Origin of the sequence: Pseudomonas sp. 58 R 12 (genome assembly GCF_900005865.1) — a bacterium.
GTDB lineage: Bacteria > Pseudomonadota > Gammaproteobacteria > Pseudomonadales > Pseudomonadaceae > Aquipseudomonas > Aquipseudomonas tritici.
The window spans coordinates 393798-416822 of the sequence record NZ_CVTP01000016.1 but is presented as its reverse complement, the minus strand read 5'-3'; the positions used below and the strand labels follow the sequence as shown (position 1 = coordinate 416822).

The window sequence follows — 23025 nt, the reverse complement described above, 5'->3', positions numbered from 1 at the left end:
CGCTAGCGCACCGCGCGCAGGGCGGTGGTGAAGCGCGGCAAGACGCGGCCCAGCACTTCCGCGATGTAGGTCAAAAACAGCGTGCCTACTGAGCTCTTGTAGTGCTGAGGGTCGCGACTGGCGATCGCCAGCACGCCGTGCAAGCCTTGATGGCTGAGGGCGACCACGGCAGTGGAGCCGATCTGCTGGCGCTGTTCGGCACCAAACAGGAAGTCCAGCTCATGCTCGCGCAAGGTGCCGCTGATCGTCTTGCCTTCGGAGAGCAGGCCGCCAATCGCCGTTTGTGCTTCGCTGCCGCTGACCCAACGACCTACCGGCATCGGGTTGTCGCTGAACAGGATCAGGCTGACAAAGGGCACCTGGAAGTCCTGGCGAAGGCTGTCTTCCACGGCGATCACCGTTTCTTCCAGGCTGGTGGCGTCCATCAGCGTAAGAATAAGACGGCGAGTCTTGTCGAACAGGCGGTCGTTGTCGCGGGCGACGTCCATCAGGTGCGAAAGCTTATGGCGCATTTCGATATTGCGCTCGCGCAGGATCTTCATCTGCCGCTCCACCAGCGACACGGTGTCGCCGCGCTGGTGGGGGATGCGCAGGGCCGGCAGCAGTTCTTCGTGTTCGACAAAGAAGTCCGGATTCGCCTCAAGGTACGCCGCGACGGCAGCGGCCTCCAGGCTGTCGCTCGGGATAGCGTGTGCGGGTACTTGAGGCTTATCGGTCATTGGCTTGGCTCACTCATAGACGGACCTGTCCTTCGTATACGCGCGAGGCCGGCCCGGTCATCATCACCGGGTGGCCAGGGCCTGCCCACTCGATGGACAACCGTCCACCGGGCAGGTCGATCAACAGCGGCGAATCCATCCACCCCTGGCTGATCGCGGCCACGGCAGCGGCGCAAGCACCGGTGCCGCAGGCCTGGGTTTCGCCGGCGCCGCGTTCCCACACACGCAATTGCGCGCGGGAACGGTCGATCACCTGCAGGAAGCCCACATTGACCCGTGCCGGAAAGCGCGGGTGGTGTTCGATCTTCGGCCCCAATTCATGCACGGGCGCATTGTTGATGTCGTTGACCCGCAGGACGGCATGGGGGTTGCCCATCGACACGGCGGCCAGGTCGACGATCTTACCGTCGACCTCAACGGCATAGCTGGAGGCTTGTTCGGTGGCCTGGAACGGAATGTCCGCTGGCACCAGGCGTGGCGCGCCCATGTTGACGCTGATCTGGCCGTCGCTGCGGATGTCCAGCTCGATCACGCCGCTCTTGGTCTCAACGCGGATCTGCCGCTTGGCGGTCAGGCGCTTGTCCAGCACAAAGCGCGCGAAGCAGCGCGCACCATTGCCGCACTGTTCCACTTCGGAACCGTCGGAGTTGAAAATCCGGTAACGGAAATCCACTTCCGGGTTGGTCGGTGCTTCCACCAGCAGCAATTGGTCGAAACCAATACCGGTATGACGGTCGCCCCACTGTTTAGCGTGTTTGGGCAGGATGTGCGCGTGCTGGCTGACCAGGTCGAGGACCATGAAATCATTGCCCAGCCCGTGCATCTTGGTAAAACGCAGCAGCATGGCTTACTCCGGCAGCAGGCTTTCGCCAGCATACAACTCGGCTACCGTCTCGCGGCGACGCACTTCAATCGCTTGTTCACCGTCCACCAGCACCTCGGCGGCACGCCCGCGGGTGTTGTAGTTGGAACTCATGACAAACCCGTAGGCACCGGCCGAATGCACGGCCAGCAGATCGCCTTCCTCCAGCGCAAGCTGACGATCCTTGGCCAGGAAGTCGCCGGTTTCGCAGATCGGGCCGACAATGTCATAGGCGCGGGCTTCGCTTGCGCGAGGCGTCACGGCGGTGACATTCATCCAGGCCTGGTACAGCGCCGGGCGGATCAGGTCGTTCATCGCCGCATCGACGATGGCGAAGTCCTTGTACTCGGTGTGCTTGAGGTACTCGACCTGGGTCAGCAGCACGCCTGCGTTGGCGACGATATAACGGCCCGGCTCGAACATCAGGGTCAGGCCGCGGCCTTCAGTGCGCTCGCGCACAGCCTGGATGTAATCGGCGATCAGCGGCGGCTCCTCGTCGCGATACTGCACGCCCACACCACCCCCCAGGTCGATGTGTTGCAGGTAGATGCCGCACTCGCCGAGGCGGTCGGTCAGCGCCAGCAGGCGGTCGAGCGCATCGAGGAATGGAGGCAGGCTGGTCAGTTGCGAGCCGATATGGCAGTCGACGCCCAATACTTCCAGGTTCGGCAACTGCGCGGCGCGGATGTATACGTCTTCGGCGTCGGCAATGGCGATGCCGAACTTGTTCTCTTTGAGACCGGTGGAAATGTACGGGTGGGTGCCGGCGTCAACGTCCGGGTTGACGCGCAGGGAGATCGGCGCGCGAACGCCCATCTCGGCGGCCACGACTTGCAGGCGCTCCAGCTCGTCGGTGGATTCGACGTTGAAGCAATGCACACCGACTTCGAGGGCGCGGCGCATGTCTTCGCGGCTCTTGCCGACGCCGGAGAAGACGATCTTGTCAGCCTTGCCACCGGCAGCCAGTACGCGTTCCAGCTCGCCACGGGACACGATGTCGAAACCAGCGCCCAGGCGCGCCAGGACATTCAGTACACCCAGGTTGGAGTTGGCCTTGACCGCGTAGCACACCAGGTGCGGCACGCCGTTCAGTGGGTCGGTGAAAGAGCGGTACTGGGCTTCGATATGCGCACGGGAGTACACATAGGTCGGGGTACCAAAGCGCTCGGCAATCGCGGACAACGCCACGCCTTCCGCGAACAGCTCGCCGTCCCGGTAGTTAAAAGCGTCCATGGGGTTCCCTTAGTAGGTGTCGTGCTTATGCGCTTTGGCTGGTTTCTGCGACGATTGCGCCTGTTCATTCGGGTCTTTGCTGTCATCGGGCAGGTACAGCGGGCCTTTTTGACCACAGGCACTAACGAGGCAAGCGACCGCGACGAGCGCAGCAAGGGAAGAGATCAGGCGCTTCATGGCGAAATCCTTGAATATGCATTAATTGCGCCCGAGTATACCGACCACCCGCCAGCTTGCCTATGCGCCGGAATACCCGTCTGGCGGGGGTTTGCCGAGATAGTCGGGAAGCGCACTACGCTGTTTGAGGATATTTCACGCCGTCAATCGTGTTGAAATCGGTATCCTTTGCAATCGGCGGGGCTCGCCCGTATCGTGCGGCGCTTGAGCAAAACCAGACACTTTTGAGGTTGCCACAATGAGTTTGACCGAAGCCCGTTTTCACGACCTAGTGGATTCGACCCAGGAGAAGTTGGAAGATATTTTCGACGACAGCGGCCTGGACGTGGACCTGGAAAACTCGGCCGGCGTGCTGACCGTCAAGTTTGAGAATGGCTCCCAGTTGATCTTCAGTCGCCAGGAGCCGCTGCGCCAGCTTTGGCTGGCCGCGCGTTCCGGTGGCTTTCACTTCGACTTCAACGAAGAAGACAATAACTGGCAGTGCGATAGCAGCGATGAGCTGCTCAGCGAAATGCTCGCGCGCCTGGTCTTGGAACAAGCCGGTGCCGACCTGGATTTCGACGAGATCTGATAGTGAGCCAGCCAGCCCCCGTACGCCCGCCGAAACCGCTGTTCAGCAATGTCAGCCCGGCGGTGCCGTCACCTTGTATCAGTTTGTGTCGCCTGGACGAGCAGAAAGTCTGCATCGGTTGCTTCCGACACGTGGAAGATATCCGCGAATGGCGCTCTGCCGACGACGCGCGGCGCCGAGTGATCTGTGCCGAGGCTGAGCAGCGCCGGGCCCACGCCTGAGGCCGTCTTGTTTATTTGTGACGCTGTGGTAGTGTCCGGGTACGCCTCAACTCATCGAGGCCCGTGAGAACCCCGCCTTTTCCTGGCGGGGTTTTGCTTTTTTGTGCAGAAAAAAGGAGTCTGCCTGAATCATGACCACCGCACCGTCCATCATCCTCACCCGTCTTGACGTGCAGCGTCTGGAGCAACTGATCGACCGCTTGGGCGACGAGTTTCCCGGTGTCGAAGCGTTGCAACACGAACTCGACCGCGCCGAAGACGTGGTTGGCCACGATGAAGTGCCTGCAAGTGTCGTGACCATGAACTCCAGCGTGCATTGCCGCGAGCAAGGCAGCGGCAAGGACTATCACCTGACCTTGGTTTATCCCAAGGACGCCAACGCCGACGAAGGCAAGATTTCGATCCTGGCGCCGATGGGCAGTGCGTTGCTCGGCCTGCAAGTGGGCCAGCATATTGACTGGCCGGCCCCCGGCGGCAAGACCCTCAAGCTGGAATTGCTCAGTGTGGAAGGTCAGCCCAAAGACGGCGGCCCTTTCTCTCTTTAAAACAGAGTCGCTCTAAATCTGGCTCAGCGCCTCATTGAGCGACAGCTCCAGTTCGGCCTTGTAACGCAAGTAAAGGTTGCTCGGGCTTTGTACATCACCGAGCAGGCCGGACAGGTCCAGATCGGTGATGTAACAGCGGTAACGCTCTGTTTCCTGGCGTTGCCCGACGATTTGCTGGGCGACCACTGCAAACAGCTGGTCGCCAAACTCCAGTTCGGAAAACTCCCGCTGATTGCAATACAGTGTAATGCCCACCTGGCCCGGCGCGGCCTTGCCGATAATTGCCTGCACGTCATAAAACGGTTTGTTTGCCAGATTCACCGGTGCTGGTCGAGGCTCGATGCTCCGTGCGCGACCGCTGCCGGAGGGCAATAGCTGGTAATACATGACTTGCACGGCCCCCAGCGGTTCTTGCTGGTCCAATGGCGACAACGCATCCCGTCTATAAATAATCGACTGCAAAAAGCGCTGCAACGGCGCCAGCAAGCTCTGCTCATCATGAAACGGCAGACGTTGTTGCCAGAGTGCGTTGAACTCATCCAGCACATACAATTCGGCAGAGCCTTCGCTGACCCGATAGAACACCTGCACGCAATCGGGCATGCCCATCGGCAGCAGCAGCGCCAGGTCGTGCTCTTCCAAGGCCATGGCATCCAGGTGCAGCGGGCTGTAGCTGGCAAGTTCTTCGCTGAGGTAGGCGATCAGCGCCTCCTGGGTCGCCAGGGAAACGTGGGTGGCTTGGCCTGGCATCAACTCCATCACGTGATAGTGCTGCTGCACTTGCAGCAGGTAGCGATGATTGGACTGACCCAGCAGCAGGTGCTGCGCAGTGTCGAAGATTTCTTCCACGCGTTGGGCAATGAACTGCGCACGGTTGTGACAGAAGCAGCGCACTCGTAGCCGTGGCAGGTGGTCCGGCGGCAACTGGTTGAGGTAGTCGCGCAGGCAGTCGAGCAGGGCGTGGGGGCCGTCGTAGCGGCTGACCATCACTTCGTTCCAGCTATTGAGCGTGACCTGGTCCAGGGTCAGCACCAGGTTGTCGCGCACGCCGGCATAACTCAGGGAGTCGGTGCGCTCGGTGGTCATCAGGATATTCAGGTCGCGGTGGTGCTTGAGCGGATCAACGCCAACGTTGATCAGCAGCAACACTTCCTCGGGCACCGCCGAACGCAGCAGGCGCTCTTCATCAACGCTGGCCAGGGGCAGGGCGACGGTCTGTTGCAAGCTGCCCAGCAGGTTGAACAACTCGAACTCAGTCATGTCGCTGGTGCCGGGGTGCAAGGCCAGGCGGGTGCTGCTGTCGATCACGCCGTTGCGGTGGCACCAGGTGAGCATCTCCAACAGGTCACGGCTGCGCTTGATCGGCGCGAAGTGTTCCCATTCCAGTGCAGTGAGGTTGCCGTTGTACAAACCCCAGTGGTGCTGACCGGGCTCCTTGCGGTTGGGCGATTGCACCAGGGTCAAGGTGTCTTCGGCCAAGTCCGGGGCGATGCCGGGGTTTATGAACTCGACTTTGCCGGCCTTGCGTTCAAAGGCGGCGTACAGGCGCCTGCCCAGCACATTGAGGTCACGCTTGTTGATCAGGCTGACGGTCTGCTCGGTGCGGGCGAACTGGGTCAGGAAGCGGTAGCTGTAATTCAGTTCGTTGACCAAGGCGCGACGCTCGGAGGCGACTTGGCGCACTTTCCACTGGCTGCGGCTGTCCAGCAGCGCCAGTTGGCGTTGGTCCCAGTCCCACTCATGTGCCAGGCGTTCGAGCAGCAAGCGCTGCCAACTGGTGCTACGTTGACCGGCGGTGAGCTTGCAGTTGACCTTCAGGTACAGCGCACGCCGCACCAGTTCCAGGCGCTCGGGCTCGTTTCGGGCCTTGAGGTATTCCTCGATGCGGCGGTACACCACGATGTACGGGTCCAGCTCGTCCAGGTCCATCTGGTTGGCGAACACCGCCCGCTTGAAGCGCAGGCTCAGGCACTGCACGTTAGGGTGTTCGCTGGCGTAGACCTCGATCAGCAGCAGTTTGAGCACCGATTTGTAGGGTGACTCGATGCCTTTGAACAATTGCCACAGCCCGGCACCGATGAATTCACCTGGGGGAATCCGTGCCAGATGGCCAAGATCGAGGGTTTCATCGGCGCGGATAAAGCGCTTGGAAATCAGCGTGTGGGTGAACTCGGCGTAGCGGGGTTCTTCATACACCGGCACCAGCCACCAGATTGGCGTACGCCCGGCCAGCCAGATGGCGGTGCGGTAGAACTCGTCCAGCAGCAGGTAATGCTGGGTGGTGCCGCAGTCTTCCGAGCTGAGCTGGGTGTCGCGCTCGCCGAGCACAAAGCGTGTCGGCTCGATCAGGAAAAAGTGGGCCTCTGCGCCCATGGTCAGCGCCCAGGCTTCCAACAGTTGGCATTTCTTGCGCAGTTCAGCCAGTTCATTTTCGCTGAGGTCCGCCGCGTGGCAGACCCACACGTCCATATCGCTCTGGTCGGCCTGGGCCAGGGTGCCGAGGCTGCCCATCAAAAACAGTCCGTGAATCGGACGTGGCGGGTTGCCGTGACGTGGTTTGTAGGAGAACGAACGGGTGAGGCGCTGGGCTTCTGTCAGGGCTTGGGTGTCGGGCTCAAAGTTGGATAATCCGGCCGGCGTACTGCCCGACACATAGCCCGGCAGCAGTGGATGGTTGACGTGGAAAAACAGCGGCAATAGGGTCAACACGCTTTGCTGGCGTGGGGTCAGTCCCTCGATGGCGCGCGCCATGCGGCCTTCGTTGAGGGCCATGAACCGCGCGCGCAGTTGGGCCAGCACCTTGCGGTCGATGCCTTCGTCCAGGTCGGGGCGGATTTCATGGGTGCGGGTCATGTCGAAGTCGGTGGCTCGCAGAGCCCGACGTGGGCGGCCATGTAGGAGTTTACAGCCAGTAGCGTAGGAGGTTTAGCGGGAAATGGTTTTTGACGTCAGAATTTTCGCACTTGCGCAGCAACACCCGCGGAATCCGCAAGTGGCGGACTCCATGGGCGTATCAGGTATCAGGCGGCTTCTTTGGCGGTGACGGTGGTCAGGATGGTCAGCAGGGTTTTGGCTTGTTCTGCGGCATCCCGGCCAAGTGGGGTCAGGTAGCCCCCGTCTTTCTGATCGATCAGTCCTTTCTCGAACAGGCGCTTGGCAGCGGCGATGGCAGTAGGGGCAGCGGTCTGATGGACTTTCAGACCTTCCTGGGTGCTATCCAGGCTGAAGAGTACAAGGATTTCCAGTTCGGCAACCAACTCAGGGGTAAACGACATAAGGACTCCAGACTTTCTAAGAATTTATTAGAGGCTAGCAGGCCATAAGGTGAACGCACTTTGCCGAACTGTCCAGTGTGTTGCTGCGTGTTGGATTTATTGCTTTTCGGGCGGCAATTCCGGCAGTGCACGCAGTGCAGTTTCATACCATTCGGTATTGAAAGCACGGTCCTCTTCCAGTAGCGCATCTATCTCGACAGCGAGCACGTGGGCCATCAGTTGCAGGATTTCTTCACGCTCATAACCCACCAGGGTCAGCTTGTTGAAAGTTGCCTTGGCGGCGGGTGGGTTTTCGCTCTCGATCTGGTTTTCGATTGCTTCGATCAGGGTGGTTTCAGTGAATTCTTCTTCGTCGTTGTCGATATCGGTCGGCTCGCTCATGGCAGGCTCCTCTGGGAAAGGGCGCCAGTCTACCCCCATTCAAGCCGGTGATGCTGCTGGCAAGGCCCGGCACGGGGAGCTATAACGCATGCAGCCAACCCCATTCCCGGCTCGGAGGCAACCGCAATGCTCAAACTCTACGGATTCTCGGTCAGCAACTACTACAACATGGTCAAGCTGGCGCTGTTAGAGAAAGAGCTAGCTTTCGAAGAGGTGCCTTTTTATGCCGGACAAACCCCCGAAGCCCTGGCAGTCAGCCCACGTGGCAAAGTGCCGGTGCTGGGCGTTAAACAGGGTTTTATCAACGATACCAGTGTGATTCTCGAATACATCGAGCACACCCAGGAAGGGCCTGCACTGCTGCCGGCCGAGCCGTTCCAGCGTGCACAGGTGCTGGCGCTATGCCGGGAAATCGAGTTGTACATCGAACTGCCCGCGCGGGCGTGTTTTGCCGAGGCGTTTTTTGGTATGCCGGTGCCGGAGGCGATCAAGGAGAAGTCCAAGGCCGAATTGCTGTTGGGCTTGAGTGCGCTGGGCAGGCACGGCAAGTTCGCGCCGTTTGTGGCAGGGGAGCGTTTCACGATTGCGGATTTGTATTTCATGTACAGCGTGAACCTCGCCTGTGCGGTGGGCGAGAAGCTGTTTGGAATGGATTTGCTGGCAGAGATGCCGGCGGCCAAGGCGTTGCTGGAAAGGTTGCATGCCATGCCCAACGCTCAGAAAGTGGCAGCGGACAGGGAGGCCGCAATGCCGGCGTTTATGGCGATGATCGCTGCCAAAAAATAGACCTTTGGCGTCTGGCAGGACGCTATCGCGGGCAAGCCCGGCTCCCACCTTGGAATGCGATTTCCTGTGGGAGCTGGCTTGCCTGCGATGCTTTTATCGGCTGGCGAGGAGGGCCTGGCCGCGCACGACAGCTGCCTTCACCTGCGCCGGCGCAGTACCGCCGATGTGATTACGGGCATTCACCGAGCCTTCCAGGGTCAGCACGGCAAACACATCCTGTTCGATCTGGTCGCTGAACGTGCGCAGTTCTTCCAGGCTCATTTCCGCCAGGTCCTTGCCGGTGTCCACGCCATATTTCACGGCGTGGCCGACGATTTCGTGGCAGTCGCGGAACGGCAGGCCACGGCGCACCAGGTAGTCCGCCAGGTCGGTCGCGGTGGAGAACCCGCGCAGTGCCGCTTCACGCATGATCGCGTGCTTGGGCTTGATCGCCGGGATCATGTCGGCAAACGCGCGCAGCGAGTCACGCAGGGTGTCGGCGGCGTCGAACAGCGGTTCTTTGTCTTCCTGGTTGTCCTTGTTGTAGGCCAGGGGTTGGCCTTTCATCAGGGTCAGCAGGCCCATCAGCGCGCCGAATACACGGCCGCTTTTGCCACGTACCAGTTCTGGCACGTCGGGGTTTTTCTTTTGCGGCATGATCGAGCTGCCGGTGCAGAAGCGGTCCGGCAGGTCGATGAACTGGAACTGCGCGCTGGTCCACAGCACCAGCTCTTCCGAGAAGCGCGACAGGTGCATCATCGCGATGCTGGCCGCGGCGCAGAATTCAATGGCGAAGTCACGGTCTGACACACCATCCAACGAGTTGCCACCGACGGCATCGAAGCCCAGCAGCTGCGCGGTGTATTCGCGGTCGATCGGGTAGGTGGTGCCAGCCAGCGCGGCGCTGCCCAAGGGCATGCGGTTGGCGCGCTTGCGGCAATCCACCAGGCGCTCGTAGTCGCGGCTGAGCATTTCGAACCAGGCCAGCAGGTGGTGGCCAAAGGTCACAGGCTGGGCGGTCTGCAGGTGAGTGAAGCCCGGCATGATGGTGTCTGATTCGCGCTCGGCCTGTTCCAGCAAACCTTTCTGCAGGCGGGTGATTTCGGACAGGATCAGGTCGATTTCATCACGCAGCCACAGGCGAATATCGGTGGCCACCTGGTCGTTACGGCTGCGCCCGGTATGCAGCTTCTTACCGGTCACACCGATGCGGTCGGTGAGGCGCGCCTCGATATTCATGTGCACGTCTTCCAAGTCGACGCGCCAGTCGAACGTGCCAGCTTCGATCTCACCACGAATGGTGGTCAGGCCGTCGATGATGCTGTCGCGCTCGGCGTCGGTCAGCACGCCGACCTTGGCCAGCATCGTCGCGTGGGCGATGGAGCCCATGATGTCGTGGCGGTACAGGCGCTGGTCGAAGGTGACGGAGGCGGTGAAGCGGGCGACGAAGGCGTCGACGGGTTCACTGAAGCGGCCGCCCCAGGACTGGTTGGTCTTGTCGGTGCTCATGGATTCGCTCGTGATCTGCTTAATAAAGAGGCATGGAGTTGTGCCGGCGATGATAACAGGGTTGCCCGTGGAGGCGGGGCTGCGGGTCGTCGGCATTTTTATTTATGCAAACGATGGCTAAGTGCCTTGCCGCCGACCGCGTCCGGGACGAGACTGGGTACAGGGGCTTATTGAAACGATATTTGTCGATTCAGCAATGTCGTCTCAGCGAGCGTCTACAGTTGGACTGATAGTGTGTGAATGCACCAAAGTCGGGTGATGCGGTCATAGCCCAGACTATCCATTAGAAAGGGGGGGTATTCGATTGTGTATCAGCAAACCCTACGACGATGCCCGAAGGCAGCAGGTCTTGGGCGCTATTGAACAGGTCCGGGTAAATATGGGTGCCACTCTCAGGGCACTTTTTGCCGCTCGCGCTAGTCTTAGCGTGGATCGCTGTGACGCAAGTCACCGCACCTGTCTACGCTATCCTTGTGCGAGACTCACGCAGGAATCCAGCGCAATATGAATGTCCTGATCGTTGATGACGAACCCCAAGCCCGCGAGCGACTGAGCCGTCTGGTCAGTGAACTCGAGGGTTATGCAGTATTAGAGCCGAGCGCCACCACGGGCGAAGAGGCGTTGACGCTGATCGACAGCCTCAAGCCTGACGTGGTGTTGCTCGATATCCGTATGCCGGGCCTTGACGGCCTGCAAGTTGCCGCCCGACTGAGCGAGCGAGAGTCCCCACCGGCCGTAGTGTTCTGTGCAACGGGCGAAGAGTTTTCTGCGCAGACGCTGGAAGACAGCGGAGTCAGCTTTCTCATCAAACCGGTGGCGGGCGAAGCATTGCTCAAGGCCCTGAAAAAGGCCGAGCGCCCAACCCGCATACAGCTCGCCGCGCTCACTCAGCCAGCCGCTCAAAGTGGTAATGGGCCACGCAGCCATATCAGTGCCCGTACACGCAAAGGCATTGAACTGATCCCTCTAGGCGAGGTGGTCTATTTTATTGCCGATCACAAGTATGTGACCTTGCGCCACCAAGGCGGCGAAGTGTTGCTTGATGAGCCGCTCAAGGCGCTTGAGGATGAGTTCGGCGACCGCTTCGTGCGTATCCACCGCAACGCGCTGGTGGCCCGCGAGCGAATTGAACGCCTGCAACGCACGCCCCTGGGTCATTTTCAGCTATTCCTGAAAGGCCTTAACGGCGATGCGTTGATCGTCAGCCGAAGGCATGTTGCCGGCGTGCGCAAGATGATGCAGCAGCTTTAGCCCAGCGTCTGTGGCGAGGCCTGCATTCCTTATCCCGGTGCGTCGCGGCCAGGGAGGCCCCGCACTTGCTGATTCAAATCAAAGCGTATTTCCCTGAGCTGTTATTATCCGTCATATCTTTTCAGTACGGATTGATCCATGTCCTCTCGCGAAATCCGCATCGCCACCCGTAAAAGCGCCCTGGCCTTGTGGCAGGCCGAATACGTCAAAGCACGCCTGGAGCTGGCCCACCCTGGCCTCAAGGTGTCCCTGGTGCCTATGGTCAGTCGTGGCGATAAGCTGCTCGACTCGCCTCTGTCGAAGATCGGCGGCAAGGGTTTGTTCGTCAAGGAACTGGAAACAGCGCTGCTGGAGAACGAAGCCGACATCGCCGTGCATTCGATGAAAGACGTGCCCATGGACTTCCCTGAAGGCCTGGGTTTGTTTTGCATCTGCGAACGCGAAGACCCGCGCGATGCTTTCGTTTCCAACACTTACGCGTCCCTGGAAGCATTGCCCCTGGGCAGCATCGTCGGCACTTCGAGCCTGCGCCGCCAGGCACAGCTGCTGACCCGCCGCCCGGACCTGCAGATCCGCTTTCTGCGTGGCAACGTCAACACCCGCCTGGCGAAGCTGGACGCCGGCGAATATGACGCGATCATCCTCGCAGCGGCGGGCCTGATCCGCCTGGGTTTCGAAGACCGTATCACCTCGGCCATCAGCGTCGAGGACAGCCTGCCCGCAGGTGGGCAAGGCGCCGTTGGCATCGAGTGTCGTACCGCCGACAGTGAAATCCACGCCCTGCTCAAACCCCTGGATCACCACGACACCGAAGTGCGCGTCACGGCCGAGCGTGCCCTGAACAAGCACCTCAACGGTGGCTGCCAGGTGCCAATCGCCTGCTACGCCGTGCTCGAAGGTGAAAACCTGTGGTTGCGCGGCCTGGTAGGGGACCCGGAAGGAGGCACCTTGCTGACGGCCGAGGTGCGCGGCCCGCAGCGTGACGCGACGGCACTGGGCATCCAGGTGGCCGAAGAGCTGTTGGACAAAGGCGCCGGTGCCATCCTGCAAAAAATCTACGGCGAGGCCGGTCCGCAGTGACCGAATGGCGTGTGCTGCTGACGCGGCCTGCCGAGGAGTCGTTGGCCCTGGCGGGGACGTTGGCCGGCGCCGGCATTTTCAGCAGCAGCCTACCGTTGTTGGACATCGAGCCGCTTCCCGTTACACCTGAACAGCTGGCAGTCTTGCGCGACCTGGGCCGCTATTGTGCGGTGATTGTCGTCAGTAAGCCCGCCGCGCGCTTGGCCGTGCGACAGCTGGATCGAGCATGGCCGCGACTGCCGTGGTTCAGCGTCGGCGCAGCCACTGCGCAGGTACTGGCCGAACACGGCCTCAACGTTCACTATCCCCCTACTGGCGATGACAGCGAGGCCTTGCTTCAATTGCCTGCGTTGCGCGAGGCTATCGCTCGCCCGGATGCACGCGTGTTAATCCTGCGGGGCGAGGGCGGTCGCGAGCTGCTGGCGGAGCGTTTGCGCGCGAGTGGTGCTAGTGTCGACTATCTGGAATTGTATCGCCGTTTCCTTCCGGCCTACGACGCCGGGGTACTGATGCAACGCATCCAGTTGGAACGCTTGAACGGCCTGGTGGTCAGCAGTGGGCAGGGTTTTTTGCACCTGCACGCCTTGGCCGGAGCCGATTGGCCACAGGTGGCACAGCTGCCGTTGTTCGTGCCGAGCCCGCGAGTCTTCGAGATGGCGCGGGGCGCTGGCGCAGAAAAAGTTGTGGATTGCCGCGGTGCGAGTGCCGCGGCTTTGTTAGTGGCGTTACGCAGCGTTGCCCTATGAGGCATGCCGTAGTCACTCTCTGAAACGCAAAGGACGGATACGTGAGCGAAACAGCCTTGCCTAAAGATGAAGCCCAACCCGCACTTGGTGCGCCGGTTGAGTCACCGGTCACCGCGCCGCGCCGTGGCAATGGCCTGGCAGTCGTCGCCTTGCTGCTCGGCGCCGCCGGTGTTGCCGCCGGCGGTTGGGGGATCTGGCAGGTCCGCGCCCTGCAAGCCAGCAGCCAGCAACAGCTGGGCCAAGTGCAGACCCTCGATGACCAATCCCAGTCCCTCAAGCAGAGCCAGCAACAACTGGCCGCGCGGCTGGCGCAGTTGCCGGGTACGGATGAGCTGGAGGAGCGCCGTCGCCTGGTGGCCCAGTTGCAGGGCGATCAGCAGCGCCTGAGCCAGCGCCTTGAGACCGTGTTGGGATCCAGCCGCAAGGACTGGCGTTTGGCCGAGGCTGAACACTTGATTCGCCTGGCGAGCCTGCGTCTGTCTGCCTTGCAAGATATCAATAGCGCCCAGGCGCTGGTGCAGGGCGCCGACGAGATTCTTCGCGAGCAAAGCGATCCAGGTTCCTACGCCGCCCGTGAGCAGTTGGCCAAGAGCCTTGCAGCGCTGCGCAGCACCGAGCAGCCGGATCGCACTGGGCTGTACCTGCAATTGGCGGCCTTGCGTGACCAAGTCGTGCAGCTGGCTGCGATTGCGCCGGAATATCAACTGACCGAGCCTGCTTCCGACGGGCGTCCGACCACGGATACGGACAGCCGTTGGCGCCAATGGTGGGAGCAGATTTCCCGTTATTTCCGCATCGACTTCAATCCGGATGACAACATTCGCCCACTGCTGGCCGGCCAAGGCCTGAACCAGGTGCGCCTGGCGTTGAGCCTGGCCCTGGAGCAGGCGCAATGGGCGGCGCTCAACGGGGAGTCGGCTGTGTACAGCCGCTCCCTCGGCGAGGCGCGTAGCGTGTTGCAGGATAACTTTAACCAGGACAACCCGCAGAGCAAGGCGATGCTCGCGCGTATCGCCGAACTTGAGCCCAAGGCGGTGTCGGTGGTGACGCCGGACCTGGCCGCGAGCCTGGCTGCTGTGCAGGCGTATCTTGAGCGTCGTCATCTGTCTGCTGACGAAGCAAAGGCAGCGGCCACACCGGCGGCTACGTCGGCGAAGCAGGAGTAGAGCCGATGAAACGTTTCTATGTGATCCTGGTGCTGGCGATTGCAATCGCGCTGGCGCTGGCTGTGGGCATTTCGAAACACACCGGCTATGTGTTGATTACTTACCCTCATGTGCTGCACTACGAGTCGAGCTTGTGGGCGACGGTGGTGGCGGTGTTTGCCATTGGTTTGGTGATCTACCTGATCCGTGTGCTCTTGAGCCTGGTCACCACCTCCGGTGGCGTGGTCAACCCGTGGTCGCGGCGTAACCGCAGCCGCCGCGTGCAGATCGCCATCGAGCAAGGCCAGATGGACCTCGCCGAGGGCCGCTGGGCCAGTGCCGAGCGCCACCTGCATCGCGCCGCCGAAGCCGAGCGCCAGCCATTGCTGTACTACCTCGGCGCCGCGCGCGCTGCGAATGAGCAGGGTCGTTATGAAGAGTCCGACGGCTTGCTGGAGAGAGCGCTGGAGCGTCAGCCCCAGGCCGAGCTGGCAGTTGCCTTAAGCCATGCGCAACTGCAACTGGACCGCGGCGATACCGACGGTGCACTCACCACCTTGCAGGCGATGCACGAGCGTCACCCGCATAACGGCCAGGTCTTGCGTCAATTGCAGCGCCTGCATCAGCAGCGGGGCGATTGGTCGTCGGTGATCCGCCTGTTGCCGGAGCTGCGCAAGGATAAAGTCCTGCCTGCCAGCGAACTGGCTGAGCTTGAACGCCGTGCCTGGGGTGAGAACCTGAGCCTGGCTGCCCAGCGAGAAGAGCAGGGCGAAGCCGGTTTGCAGTCCCTTGAGCGGGCCTGGCAGCAACTCACTTCAGCCCAGCGCCAAGAGCCGCAACTGGTTCTGGCTTACGCCGAGCAACTGCGCCAATTGGGCGCCGATGCCAAGGCCGAGGAAGCGCTGCGTGGCGCCATCAAGCGTGGCTACGACAGCCACCTGATCCGACTATACGGCTTGCTGCGTGGCAGTGATCCAGCTCGGCAGTTGAAGTTTGCCGAGGGCTGGCTCAAGGACCACCCGGGTGATGCCAGCCTGCTGCTGACGTTGGGCCGCCTGTGCCTGCAAAACAGCCTGTGGGGCAAGGCGCGGGATTATCTGGAGAGCAGCCTTCAAGTGCAGCGTAATCCCGAGGCCTGTGCCGAGCTCGCTCGCTTGTTGGCCCAACTGGGTGACACCGAGCGTAGTAACCAGCTGTTTCAAGAGGGACTTGGACTGCTGGATAACCGTTTACTGGCGTCTCCGCTACCTGTCCCTGCTCGGGTTTGAAGTAGGACAGTTGGCAAGGGTTGGCTCAGACGTATCTGACAGCCAACCTTTCGTTAGCTCGAAAAGACTGGCGGGCAAGCGTTCGGCGGCAAAGTCCGACGCTCGATTGCCCAAGGTCTTCCATCTTCTGACGGAAAGTCCTTACCTTCTCGCGGAATCGTCTGCTCTGGCATGTATTGAAAGCGGTCAGGGCTTTCCTCTACCGTAGCGACCTATCTTTCGCGATGCGGATAAAGCATGTCTTTGGCCCCTTCACGCTCCTTGTTTTTCCTCGCGTTCCTGGCGGGTACGCTGACGTTGGGTGCGTCCTTTTACCTCGAGTTCGGTGTCTCGTTGCGTCCGTGTTTCCTATGCCAGATGCAAAGGGGGTTCCTGGCCGCTTTCACATTGATCAACCTGGTCGCCGCCCTCCATAACCCCAAGCGTTCCGTTATCTGCCTGTATGGGCTGGCAAGCATGGGCTGTGCCTTGCTCGGCGCCCTTACCGCCGTGCGCCAGGTGCTGCTGCAAAATGGCGCGCCGGATGAGGCTGCCGATTGCTGGCCCAGCCTGCACTACATGATCGAAAACCTATCGTTTTGGCAGGCCCTGCAGTTGACGTTCAAAGGCACTGTCGACTGCGTGGAAACCAACTGGACGCTGTTTGATTTGAGCCTTCCCGAGTGGAGCCTGCTGTTCTTCATCGGGATGTTGATCCTGGGCATCATGCAGTTCTCACGGCTGTTTTTGAGCCAGTGTTCGCGCCCGGCGAGGCGCTGAAAGCCCGTCGCAGTTTGGAGAGCGGGATTAAACACTTGTATGAACTTTCTGTCCTGCGTACCTTGAAGCCATAGTCATGCGGGCATAATCTGGCCCGCACGTGTTATTGAAACCGTTTGTCAGATGTGGCCTTGTCCGGCGCCGCTTTATCCTTGAAGTGTTGCGCGGGCACCAGGCGGCAGCGCCCCTATAGGGAAGAGAGATCATCATGCTGGAAAGTTGTCAGAATGCTCAGGAACGCTGGGGTGGGGTGCACAAGCTGATCGACAATTGGCTGAAGGCGCGTCACGAACTGGTTCTGTCCTTTGATGCGCTGGGCGCCAAGCCCGAGGCACTGGCTGAGAACCGTGAGCCGTTGCAGGACTTCTGCGCGGTATTGGTGGACTACTTGTCGGCTGGCCATTTTGGTGTCTTCGATCAACTGACCAAGGAGGCTGAAGCCTTCGATGATCAGCGTGGCCTGGACCTGGCTGAGACCATTTACCCGCGCATCGATGTCATCACCGAGAAGCTGCTGGCATTTACCGACCTGTGTGATGCCGGAAACTGTGTTGCTGAAAAATTCAAAGAGTTGGGCGCGTTGCTGCACGAGCGATTCGAGTTGGAAGATTGCCTGATCGAAGTGCTGCACAACGCTCACAAAGAAGAGCCTGCTACCCAGGCCTGACCCTCGACAGCGGTACGAAAGACGGTGCGCATGGCGCGCCGTTTTTTATGGGGTCAAGGACGGGTACCGAGCAACTCGATCTCGAATACCAGCGGTGTATAAGGCGGGATCAACTCGCCGGCACCGTCGGCGCCATAAGCCTGGGCCGATGGAATCACCAATCGCCATTTCGCACCCACGGGCATTTGTTGCAACGCGCTGCTCCAGCCGCTGATCACACTGTCCAGACGAAACCATTGAGGTTGCGTGCTCTGGTCGAACACTGTCCCATCGGGTAATCGCCCCACGTATTTCACTTCAACCTGGTCGCTGGCCTTGGGCTTTCCACCCGTGCCGGGAGTGAGTTCGGTGAGCAGGATTCCATCCGCCAATTCGCGCACGCCTTTTACGGCTTTTTCTTTGCTCAAAAATTGTTGTTCGGCCGCCAGGGCTTTTTCGCTTTGAGGTCCCTGTGCTTCGGCTGCATTTTGTGCTTCGTGCTGGGCAAGAATCTGTTCGATACGTGCGTTGTCCAGCGCCAGCGGCTTGCCTTGATAGGCTTGCTTTAGGCCGTCGATCAACGCCTGGATCTGCAGGTCAGGGACCTCCCGGCGCAGGCGTTCACCGAGGCTTGCGCCCAGGCTGTAGGCGAGGTCATGCTGATTTTTGTCAGTGGTTTTGGACGGTGATTGCTCGCTCGCATTGGCCACCGAAATCGCCAGGCCAAGCACAAGAAAAAGGTAACGCGACATGGGTGGTCTCCCGCCGAAAGTGCGACGGATTATGCCAGTGTGAGAGGGTAAAAAGTGCCGCGTACTTTCGTTATAACGATAAGAATTTTCGTACGGTGCAACGCAAGTCAAACGATACTGTCAACATGCCCTAGCGGCGGTAAGAGCAGAGGGCTAGTATGAGCCGCACCCAAGTCAGCCAGGAGGTAAACCATGTCGGCCAAACAGAAGCCTGTTAATACCCCGTTGCATTTACTCCAACAACTCTCGGGCAGTTTGCTCGAGCATCTGGAAAGCGCTTGTTCCCAAGCCTTGGCCGATGCAGAAAAACTGCTCGCCAAGCTGGAAAAACAACGCGGTAAAGCGCAAGAAAAGCTGCACAAATCCCGCACCAAACTGCAAGATGCCGCCACTGCCGGCAAGGCCAAGGCTCAAGCCAAAGCCAAAGACGCTGTCAAAGAACTTGAGGACCTGCTCGACGCCCTCAAGGATCGCCAAGCTGAAACCCGCACCTACATTTCCCAACTCAAAAAAGATGCCCAGGAAAGCCTGAAACTGGCCCAGGGCGTTGGTCGTGTGAAGGAAGCTGTAGCTAAGGCGTTGGGCGCCCGTACGCCTGCAAAAGCTGTTGCAGTAAGCGCGGCGAAGAAGCCTGCAAGCAAAGCTGCTGCCGCCAAGGCACCTGCTAAAGCAGCCGCGAAGCCAGCTGCCAAAACCGCTGCTGCTAAACCGGCCGCCAAGCCAGCTGCTAAAACTGCTGCTGCAAAGCCAGCCGCGAAGCCAGCTGCTAAAACCGCTGCTGCAAAGCCAGCCGCGAAGCCAGCTGCTAAAACTGCTGCTGCAAAGCCAGCCGCGAAGCCAGCTGCTAAAACTGCTGCTGCAAAGCCAGCCGCGAAGCCAGCTGCTAAAACCGCTGCTGCAAAGCCAGCCGCGAAGCCAGTTGCTAAAACCGCTGCTGCAAAGCCGGCCGCGAAGCCAGCTGCTAAAACCGCTGCTGCAAAACCAGCCGCCAAGCCAGTTGCCAAAACCGCTGCTGCAAAACCAGCCGCCAAGCCAGTTGCCAAAACCGCTGCTGCAAAACCAGCCGCCAAGCCAGCTGCTAAAACGGCTGCTGCAAAACCGGCCGCGAAGCCAGCTGCTAAAACCGCTGCTGCAAAACCAGCCGCGAAGCCAGCCGCCAAACCTGCTGCTGCAAAACCAGCCGCTAAGCCAACTGCCAAACCTGCTGCCAAGCCAGCCGTTGCCAAACCAGCTGCCGCAAAACCAGCACCGGCCAAGCCAGCAACATCTGCTGCTGCCCCGGCAGCGTCGAGCGCTCCAACTGCACCGGCCACCAACACGCCTGCCCCGGTAGCGCCAAGCACCACCCCAACCAGCGCTTCCTAAGTGCTGGTGACCACGACGCGCAGCTGCTGCAGCGCGTCGTGGTCAAGGTTGGCGGCATCCTCGGCCGCCAGTCCTTCCAGCCACTGTTGATGACCCATCGCCTCATCCGTCGGCCACATTCGCGCCAGCGTTTCCAGGCGCGCGAGCAATTGTCGTTCGGCCTCCAGCTCCAGGGCTTTGACCCGTTCACGTAACCCCGCCAAATCCTCGTCCTGCTGCGCCATCGCACGCCATTGCATGCGCACCCGTCGTAACGGCTCAATCACGTGCGCCTGCCAAGGTTCGGCGATCTGTTTCAGCGCCTGGATGCGTTCGGCCGTCACGGCCACAGCGCGCTGTTCCAGCCACGCGCCACAGAGCAATAGGCACACATCCGCCCCTTGCTCCTGTAAACGCAGGCAAGCAGCTTCGACGCCCGGGCGGGCGTAAGTCGAGAGGGCAAAGCTCCATAGGTCAGCGCACATATTCACACCCAAGCCAGCGGGCAACGAAGCTGGTAGACTCCGCCGCCATTATGATCCGACTTCAAAGCCTAACATTACAGCGTGGCCCGCAACGTCTTCTCGAAGACGCCGAGCTGACCCTGCACGCCGGTCACAAAGCCGGCTTGATCGGTGCCAATGGCGCCGGCAAATCCACGTTGTTCGCCCTGTTGCTGGGCGAGCTGACCCCGGATTCCGGGGACTGCTTGCTGCCGGCCGACTGGCGCATCGCCCACATGCGCCAGGAGATCGACACCCTGGACCGCATCGCGATCGACTACGTGCTCGATGGCGACCTGCGCCTGCGCCAGGTGCAACACGACCTCGCCGAGGCCGAGAAAGCCCAGGACGGCGCCGCCCAGGCGCGCCTGCACTCGGAACTCGACAGTGCCGACGGCTACACCGCCGACGCCCGCGCCCGCAAAATGCTCGCCGGCCTTGGTTTCACCAACGAACAGATGGACCGCCCGGTCGCTGACTTCTCCGGTGGCTGGCGCATGCGCCTGAACCTGGCCCAGGCGCTGATGTGCCCCTCGGACCTGTTGCTGCTCGATGAACCGACCAACCACTTGGACCTTGATGCGATCTTGTGGCTGGAAGACTTCCTCAAGAATTACCAGGGCACGTTGCTGCTGATTTCCCACGACCGCGATTTCCTCGACGCCGTGGTCGACAACATCGCCCACGTCGAACAGAAGAAAATCACCCTGTACCGTGGCGGCTATACCGCATTCGAGCGCGCCCGCGCCGAACGCCTAGCCCAGCAACAACAGGCGTTCGAGAAGCAGCAGGCGCAGCGTGCGCACATGGAAAGCTACATCGCCCGGTTCAAGGCCCAGGCCACCAAGGCCCGCCAGGCCCAGAGCCGGATCAAGGCCCTGGAGCGCATGGAAGAGCTGTCGGCGGCCCATGTCGATTCGCCGTTCGACTTTGTGTTCCGCGAGTCGGTGAAGATATCCAGCCCGTTGCTGGATCTTTCAGATGCTCGCCTGGGTTATGGCGACAAAACCATCCTGGAAAAAGTGAAGCTGCAGCTCACGCCAGGTGCGCGCATCGGTTTGCTCGGCCCTAACGGTGCGGGCAAGTCGACGCTGATCAAGAACCTCTCGGGTGAGCTTGAGCCCCTGGCCGGTCGCTTGACCCGTGGCGAGAACACGGTGGTGGGCTACTTCGCCCAGCATCAGCTGGATTCCCTGGACTCCAAAGCCAGCCCGTTGCTGCACTTGCAGCGTCTGGCGCCGACCGAGCGCGAACAGACCCTGCGCGACTTCCTGGGTGGTTTCGACTTCCGGGGTGCGCGCATCGACGAGCCGGTGCTGAATTTTTCCGGCGGCGAAAAAGCCCGACTGGCCCTGGCGTTGATCGCCTGGGATCGTCCGAACCTGCTGCTGCTCGACGAACCGACCAACCACCTGGACCTGGAAATGCGCCTGGCGCTGACCATGGCCCTGCAGGAGTTCAGCGGTGCGGTACTGGTGGTGTCTCACGATCGTCACTTGCTCAAGAGCACCACCGACAACTTCCTGCTGGTGGCCGATGGCAAAGTCGAAGAGTTTGACGGCGACCTGGATGATTACGCGCGCTGGCTGACGGATTACCGCCTGCGCAACGCGCCGGTCAGCAATACGCCCGTCAACCCGGACAAGACCGACAAGAAAGCCCAGCGTCAGGCCGCCGCTGCACTGCGTCAGCAGTTGGCGCCGCACAAGCGTGAAGCCGACAAGCTGGAAGCCGAGCTGGGCAAGGTGCACGAGCGTCTGGCCAAGATCGAAACCAGCCTGGGCGACAGCGCCGTTTACGAGGCCGCCCGCAAGGACGAGCTGCGTGACCTGCTGGCTGAACAGGCCAAACTCAAGGTGCGCGAAGGGCAGTTGGAGGAAACCTGGATGGAAGCTCTCGAGCTGCTGGAAACCCTGCAAGCGGAGCTGGAGGCGCTGTCCTGATGGAAGCGTTGCATCTGCCGTTACCGGCGCAATGGGTCGAGCCCGTATGGGTCGGCGTGCAAATCCTGCTGATCCTGCTGGCCGGCTACCTGGCCCAGCGTTTTGTGGCCAAAGGCCTGACTCGCCTGGGTGAGCGCTACCCGTTCCCCCCGCAACTGCTGATGCCGCTGCGCGGTGGTTTGCGCTGGTTGATCATGGGCAGTGCGCTGATCTTTGTGCTGGGCCGCCTGGGTGTCTCTGCCACCGTATTGTGGACGGCGCTTTCCGGGTTTGTCGCGGTCGCCGCCGTGGCGTTCTTTGCCATGTGGTCGGTGCTGTCCAACCTGCTGTGCGCCATTCTGATCTTCACCGTCGGGCCGTTTCGCCTGGGTGATATTGTCGAGCTGGTGGATACCGTCGACAAACCGGGCGTGAAGGGCCGGGTCGTGGCGATCAATCTGCTCTACACCACACTGGTTGAAGTGGCGGAAGCCGGCACCGACAGCGCGATGGTGCAAGTGCCCAACAGCCTGTTCTTCCAGCGCTCGGTGCGCCGTTGGCCGGGTACCCACGTGTTTCCGGGCGACCGCTAGCGTTCACATCTTGTAAAAATCTATAGCCATCCGTTGGTCGGCGGAGTTAGCTTAAGGCACAACAGCTAACTCCCCCCTGAGGTGTGTAATGGCACTCGACACGTGGCTGGCCTTTTTCCTGGCCAGTTGGATCATCTCCCTTTCCCCTGGCGCTGGCGCCATCGCCTCGATGTCCAGCGGCCTGCAATACGGTTTCCTGCGCGGTTACTGGAACGCCATTGGCCTGCAACTGGGCCTGGCGATGCAGATTGCCGTCGTTGCTTGCGGCCTGGGTGCCATTCTGGCGACGTCGTCCACGGCCTTCTATGTGATCAAATGGTTTGGCGTGGCGTACCTGGTGTACCTGGCCATCAAGCAATGGCGCGCGTTGCCCATGGACATGACCGACGACGCGGCCGTGCGCCCGATCGGCAAACCGATGGCGATGATGTTCCGAGGCTTTCTGGTCAATGCCAGCAACCCTAAGGCCCTGGTGTTCATGCTGGCGGTGCTGCCGCAGTTTGTGAACCCACAAGCGCCGTTGCTGATCCAGTACCTGATCCTGGGTGCGACGATGATTTGCGTCGATATGGTGGTGATGGCGGGGTATACGGGGCTGGCGTCGAAAGTGTTGCGTTTGTTGCGCACGCCTAAGCAGCAGAAGCGTATGAACCGTACGTTTGCCGGGTTGTTTGTGGGCGCTGCGGGCTTTCTGGCCAGTCTGCATCGCGCAACGGCTTGAACTGAAGAAACCAGATCAAAAATGTGGGAGCTGGCTT

At 60.8% G+C, this 23025-nt stretch carries 25 protein-coding genes; 15 read left to right on the top strand and 10 right to left on the bottom strand.

From position 1 onward, the window contains the following. Window positions 1-2 precede the first annotated feature (2 nt). Genes BFP95_RS11315 through BFP95_RS28930 form a run of 4 tightly spaced genes read right to left on the bottom strand, consistent with a single transcriptional unit; the run spans window position 3 to window position 2991 of the window. A complete protein-coding gene (locus BFP95_RS11315; RefSeq protein WP_065875452.1) occupies window positions 3-719 on the bottom strand; it encodes a DUF484 family protein in 717 nt (238 codons plus the stop codon). 13 nt (window positions 720-732) lie between these two features. Beyond that, on the bottom strand, window positions 733-1563 hold the full coding sequence (dapF, locus tag BFP95_RS11310; RefSeq protein WP_065875451.1) for a diaminopimelate epimerase: 831 nt from the start codon (window positions 1561-1563) through the stop codon (window positions 733-735). A 3-nt stretch (window positions 1564-1566) separates the two neighbouring features. Next, the gene (gene lysA, locus BFP95_RS11305; RefSeq protein WP_065880245.1) at window positions 1567-2814 is read right to left on the bottom strand and encodes a diaminopimelate decarboxylase; all 1248 of its coding nucleotides are present in this window, start codon (window positions 2812-2814) and stop codon (window positions 1567-1569) included. 9 nt (window positions 2815-2823) lie between these two features. Beyond that, window positions 2824-2991: an LPS translocon maturation chaperone LptM gene (locus BFP95_RS28930; RefSeq protein ID WP_017845169.1), complete on the bottom strand. Its 168-nt coding sequence runs from the start codon at window positions 2989-2991 to the stop codon at window positions 2824-2826. Between the two features lie 238 nt (window positions 2992-3229). On the opposite strand from BFP95_RS28930, the gene cyaY reads away from it, so the two are divergent. The 3 genes from cyaY (at window position 3230) to rnk (ending at window position 4328) form a co-directional block, all read left to right on the top strand. Next, window positions 3230-3562, top strand: coding sequence for an iron donor protein CyaY (cyaY, locus tag BFP95_RS11300; protein WP_065875449.1), 333 nt, complete (start codon window positions 3230-3232; stop codon window positions 3560-3562). 2 nt (window positions 3563-3564) lie between these two features. After that, entirely contained in the window at window positions 3565-3783 is a 219-nt protein-coding gene (locus tag BFP95_RS11295) for a DUF1289 domain-containing protein (protein ID WP_065910078.1), read from the top strand. 131 nt (window positions 3784-3914) lie between these two features. Beyond that, entirely contained in the window at window positions 3915-4328 is a 414-nt protein-coding gene (gene rnk / locus BFP95_RS11290) for a nucleoside diphosphate kinase regulator (RefSeq protein ID WP_065875448.1), read from the top strand. Window positions 4329-4340: 12 nt separating this feature from the next. On the opposite strand, the gene BFP95_RS11285 is transcribed toward rnk, so the two are convergent. The 3 genes from BFP95_RS11285 to BFP95_RS11275 all read right to left on the bottom strand — a co-directional run bounded on the left by BFP95_RS11285 (window position 4341) and on the right by BFP95_RS11275 (window position 7984). Continuing rightward, window positions 4341-7181 carry a class I adenylate cyclase gene (locus BFP95_RS11285; RefSeq protein WP_065875447.1) on the bottom strand — a complete coding sequence of 947 codons (2841 nt, stop codon included), beginning with the start codon at window positions 7179-7181 and terminating at the stop codon, window positions 4341-4343. A 167-nt stretch (window positions 7182-7348) separates the two neighbouring features. After that, window positions 7349-7603: a TIGR02647 family protein gene (locus tag BFP95_RS11280; protein ID WP_049710966.1), complete on the bottom strand. Its 255-nt coding sequence runs from the start codon at window positions 7601-7603 to the stop codon at window positions 7349-7351. A 96-nt stretch (window positions 7604-7699) separates the two neighbouring features. Further along, complete coding sequence (locus BFP95_RS11275; RefSeq protein ID WP_065875446.1) at window positions 7700-7984, bottom strand: hypothetical protein; 285 nt, start codon at window positions 7982-7984, stop codon at window positions 7700-7702. 126 nt (window positions 7985-8110) lie between these two features. Between BFP95_RS11275 and BFP95_RS11270 the strand changes: the two genes are divergently transcribed. Continuing rightward, complete coding sequence (locus tag BFP95_RS11270; protein WP_065875445.1) at window positions 8111-8770, top strand: glutathione S-transferase family protein; 660 nt, start codon at window positions 8111-8113, stop codon at window positions 8768-8770. Between the two features lie 93 nt (window positions 8771-8863). Here BFP95_RS11270 and argH read toward each other — a convergent pair whose 3' ends face one another. Next, complete coding sequence (gene argH, locus BFP95_RS11265; protein ID WP_065875444.1) at window positions 8864-10258, bottom strand: argininosuccinate lyase; 1395 nt, start codon at window positions 10256-10258, stop codon at window positions 8864-8866. Between the two features lie 504 nt (window positions 10259-10762). Here argH and BFP95_RS11260 point away from each other — a divergent pair. The 7 genes from BFP95_RS11260 (at window position 10763) to BFP95_RS11230 (ending at window position 17174) form a co-directional block, all read left to right on the top strand. Further along, window positions 10763-11509: a LytR/AlgR family response regulator transcription factor gene (locus BFP95_RS11260; protein ID WP_065875443.1), complete on the top strand. Its 747-nt coding sequence runs from the start codon at window positions 10763-10765 to the stop codon at window positions 11507-11509. Between the two features lie 138 nt (window positions 11510-11647). Further along, on the top strand, window positions 11648-12589 hold the full coding sequence (gene hemC, locus BFP95_RS11255) for a hydroxymethylbilane synthase (protein WP_065875442.1): 942 nt from the start codon (window positions 11648-11650) through the stop codon (window positions 12587-12589). After that, window positions 12586-13335, top strand: coding sequence for a uroporphyrinogen-III synthase (locus BFP95_RS11250; protein WP_065875441.1), 750 nt, complete (start codon window positions 12586-12588; stop codon window positions 13333-13335). Before hemC ends, BFP95_RS11250 begins: the two co-directional genes overlap by 4 nt. 41 nt (window positions 13336-13376) lie before the next feature. After that, window positions 13377-14501, top strand: a complete 1125-nt coding sequence (locus tag BFP95_RS11245) for a uroporphyrinogen-III C-methyltransferase (protein ID WP_065910076.1) — start codon at window positions 13377-13379, stop codon at window positions 14499-14501. A 5-nt stretch (window positions 14502-14506) separates the two neighbouring features. Beyond that, window positions 14507-15748, top strand: coding sequence for a heme biosynthesis protein HemY (locus BFP95_RS11240; RefSeq protein ID WP_065910073.1), 1242 nt, complete (start codon window positions 14507-14509; stop codon window positions 15746-15748). 237 nt (window positions 15749-15985) lie between these two features. Then, window positions 15986-16507, top strand: coding sequence for a disulfide bond formation protein B (locus tag BFP95_RS11235; protein WP_065910071.1), 522 nt, complete (start codon window positions 15986-15988; stop codon window positions 16505-16507). Between the two features lie 208 nt (window positions 16508-16715). Next, window positions 16716-17174: an Rsd/AlgQ family anti-sigma factor gene (locus BFP95_RS11230; protein ID WP_065875437.1), complete on the top strand. Its 459-nt coding sequence runs from the start codon at window positions 16716-16718 to the stop codon at window positions 17172-17174. Window positions 17175-17227: 53 nt separating this feature from the next. Here BFP95_RS11230 and BFP95_RS11225 read toward each other — a convergent pair whose 3' ends face one another. After that, complete coding sequence (locus BFP95_RS11225) at window positions 17228-17905, bottom strand: FKBP-type peptidyl-prolyl cis-trans isomerase (RefSeq protein WP_065910069.1); 678 nt, start codon at window positions 17903-17905, stop codon at window positions 17228-17230. Window positions 17906-18097: 192 nt separating this feature from the next. On the opposite strand from BFP95_RS11225, the gene BFP95_RS28920 reads away from it, so the two are divergent. Further along, a complete protein-coding gene (locus BFP95_RS28920) occupies window positions 18098-19270 on the top strand; it encodes an AlgP family protein (RefSeq protein ID WP_083207148.1) in 1173 nt (390 codons plus the stop codon). Here the strand turns inward: BFP95_RS28920 and BFP95_RS11210 are convergent. Beyond that, complete coding sequence (locus BFP95_RS11210) at window positions 19267-19734, bottom strand: TIGR02444 family protein (RefSeq protein WP_065875433.1); 468 nt, start codon at window positions 19732-19734, stop codon at window positions 19267-19269. The genes BFP95_RS28920 and BFP95_RS11210 overlap by 4 nt on opposite strands. A 50-nt stretch (window positions 19735-19784) precedes the next feature. Between BFP95_RS11210 and BFP95_RS11205 the strand changes: the two genes are divergently transcribed. The 3 genes from BFP95_RS11205 (at window position 19785) to BFP95_RS11195 (ending at window position 22988) form a co-directional block, all read left to right on the top strand. Next, entirely contained in the window at window positions 19785-21695 is a 1911-nt protein-coding gene (locus tag BFP95_RS11205; protein WP_065875432.1) for an ATP-binding cassette domain-containing protein, read from the top strand. Beyond that, window positions 21695-22267, top strand: coding sequence for a mechanosensitive ion channel family protein (locus tag BFP95_RS11200; RefSeq protein ID WP_065910067.1), 573 nt, complete (start codon window positions 21695-21697; stop codon window positions 22265-22267). Before BFP95_RS11205 ends, BFP95_RS11200 begins: the two co-directional genes overlap by 1 nt. An 88-nt stretch (window positions 22268-22355) precedes the next feature. Beyond that, entirely contained in the window at window positions 22356-22988 is a 633-nt protein-coding gene (locus tag BFP95_RS11195; protein WP_015886481.1) for a LysE family transporter, read from the top strand. Window positions 22989-23025 lie beyond the last annotated feature (37 nt).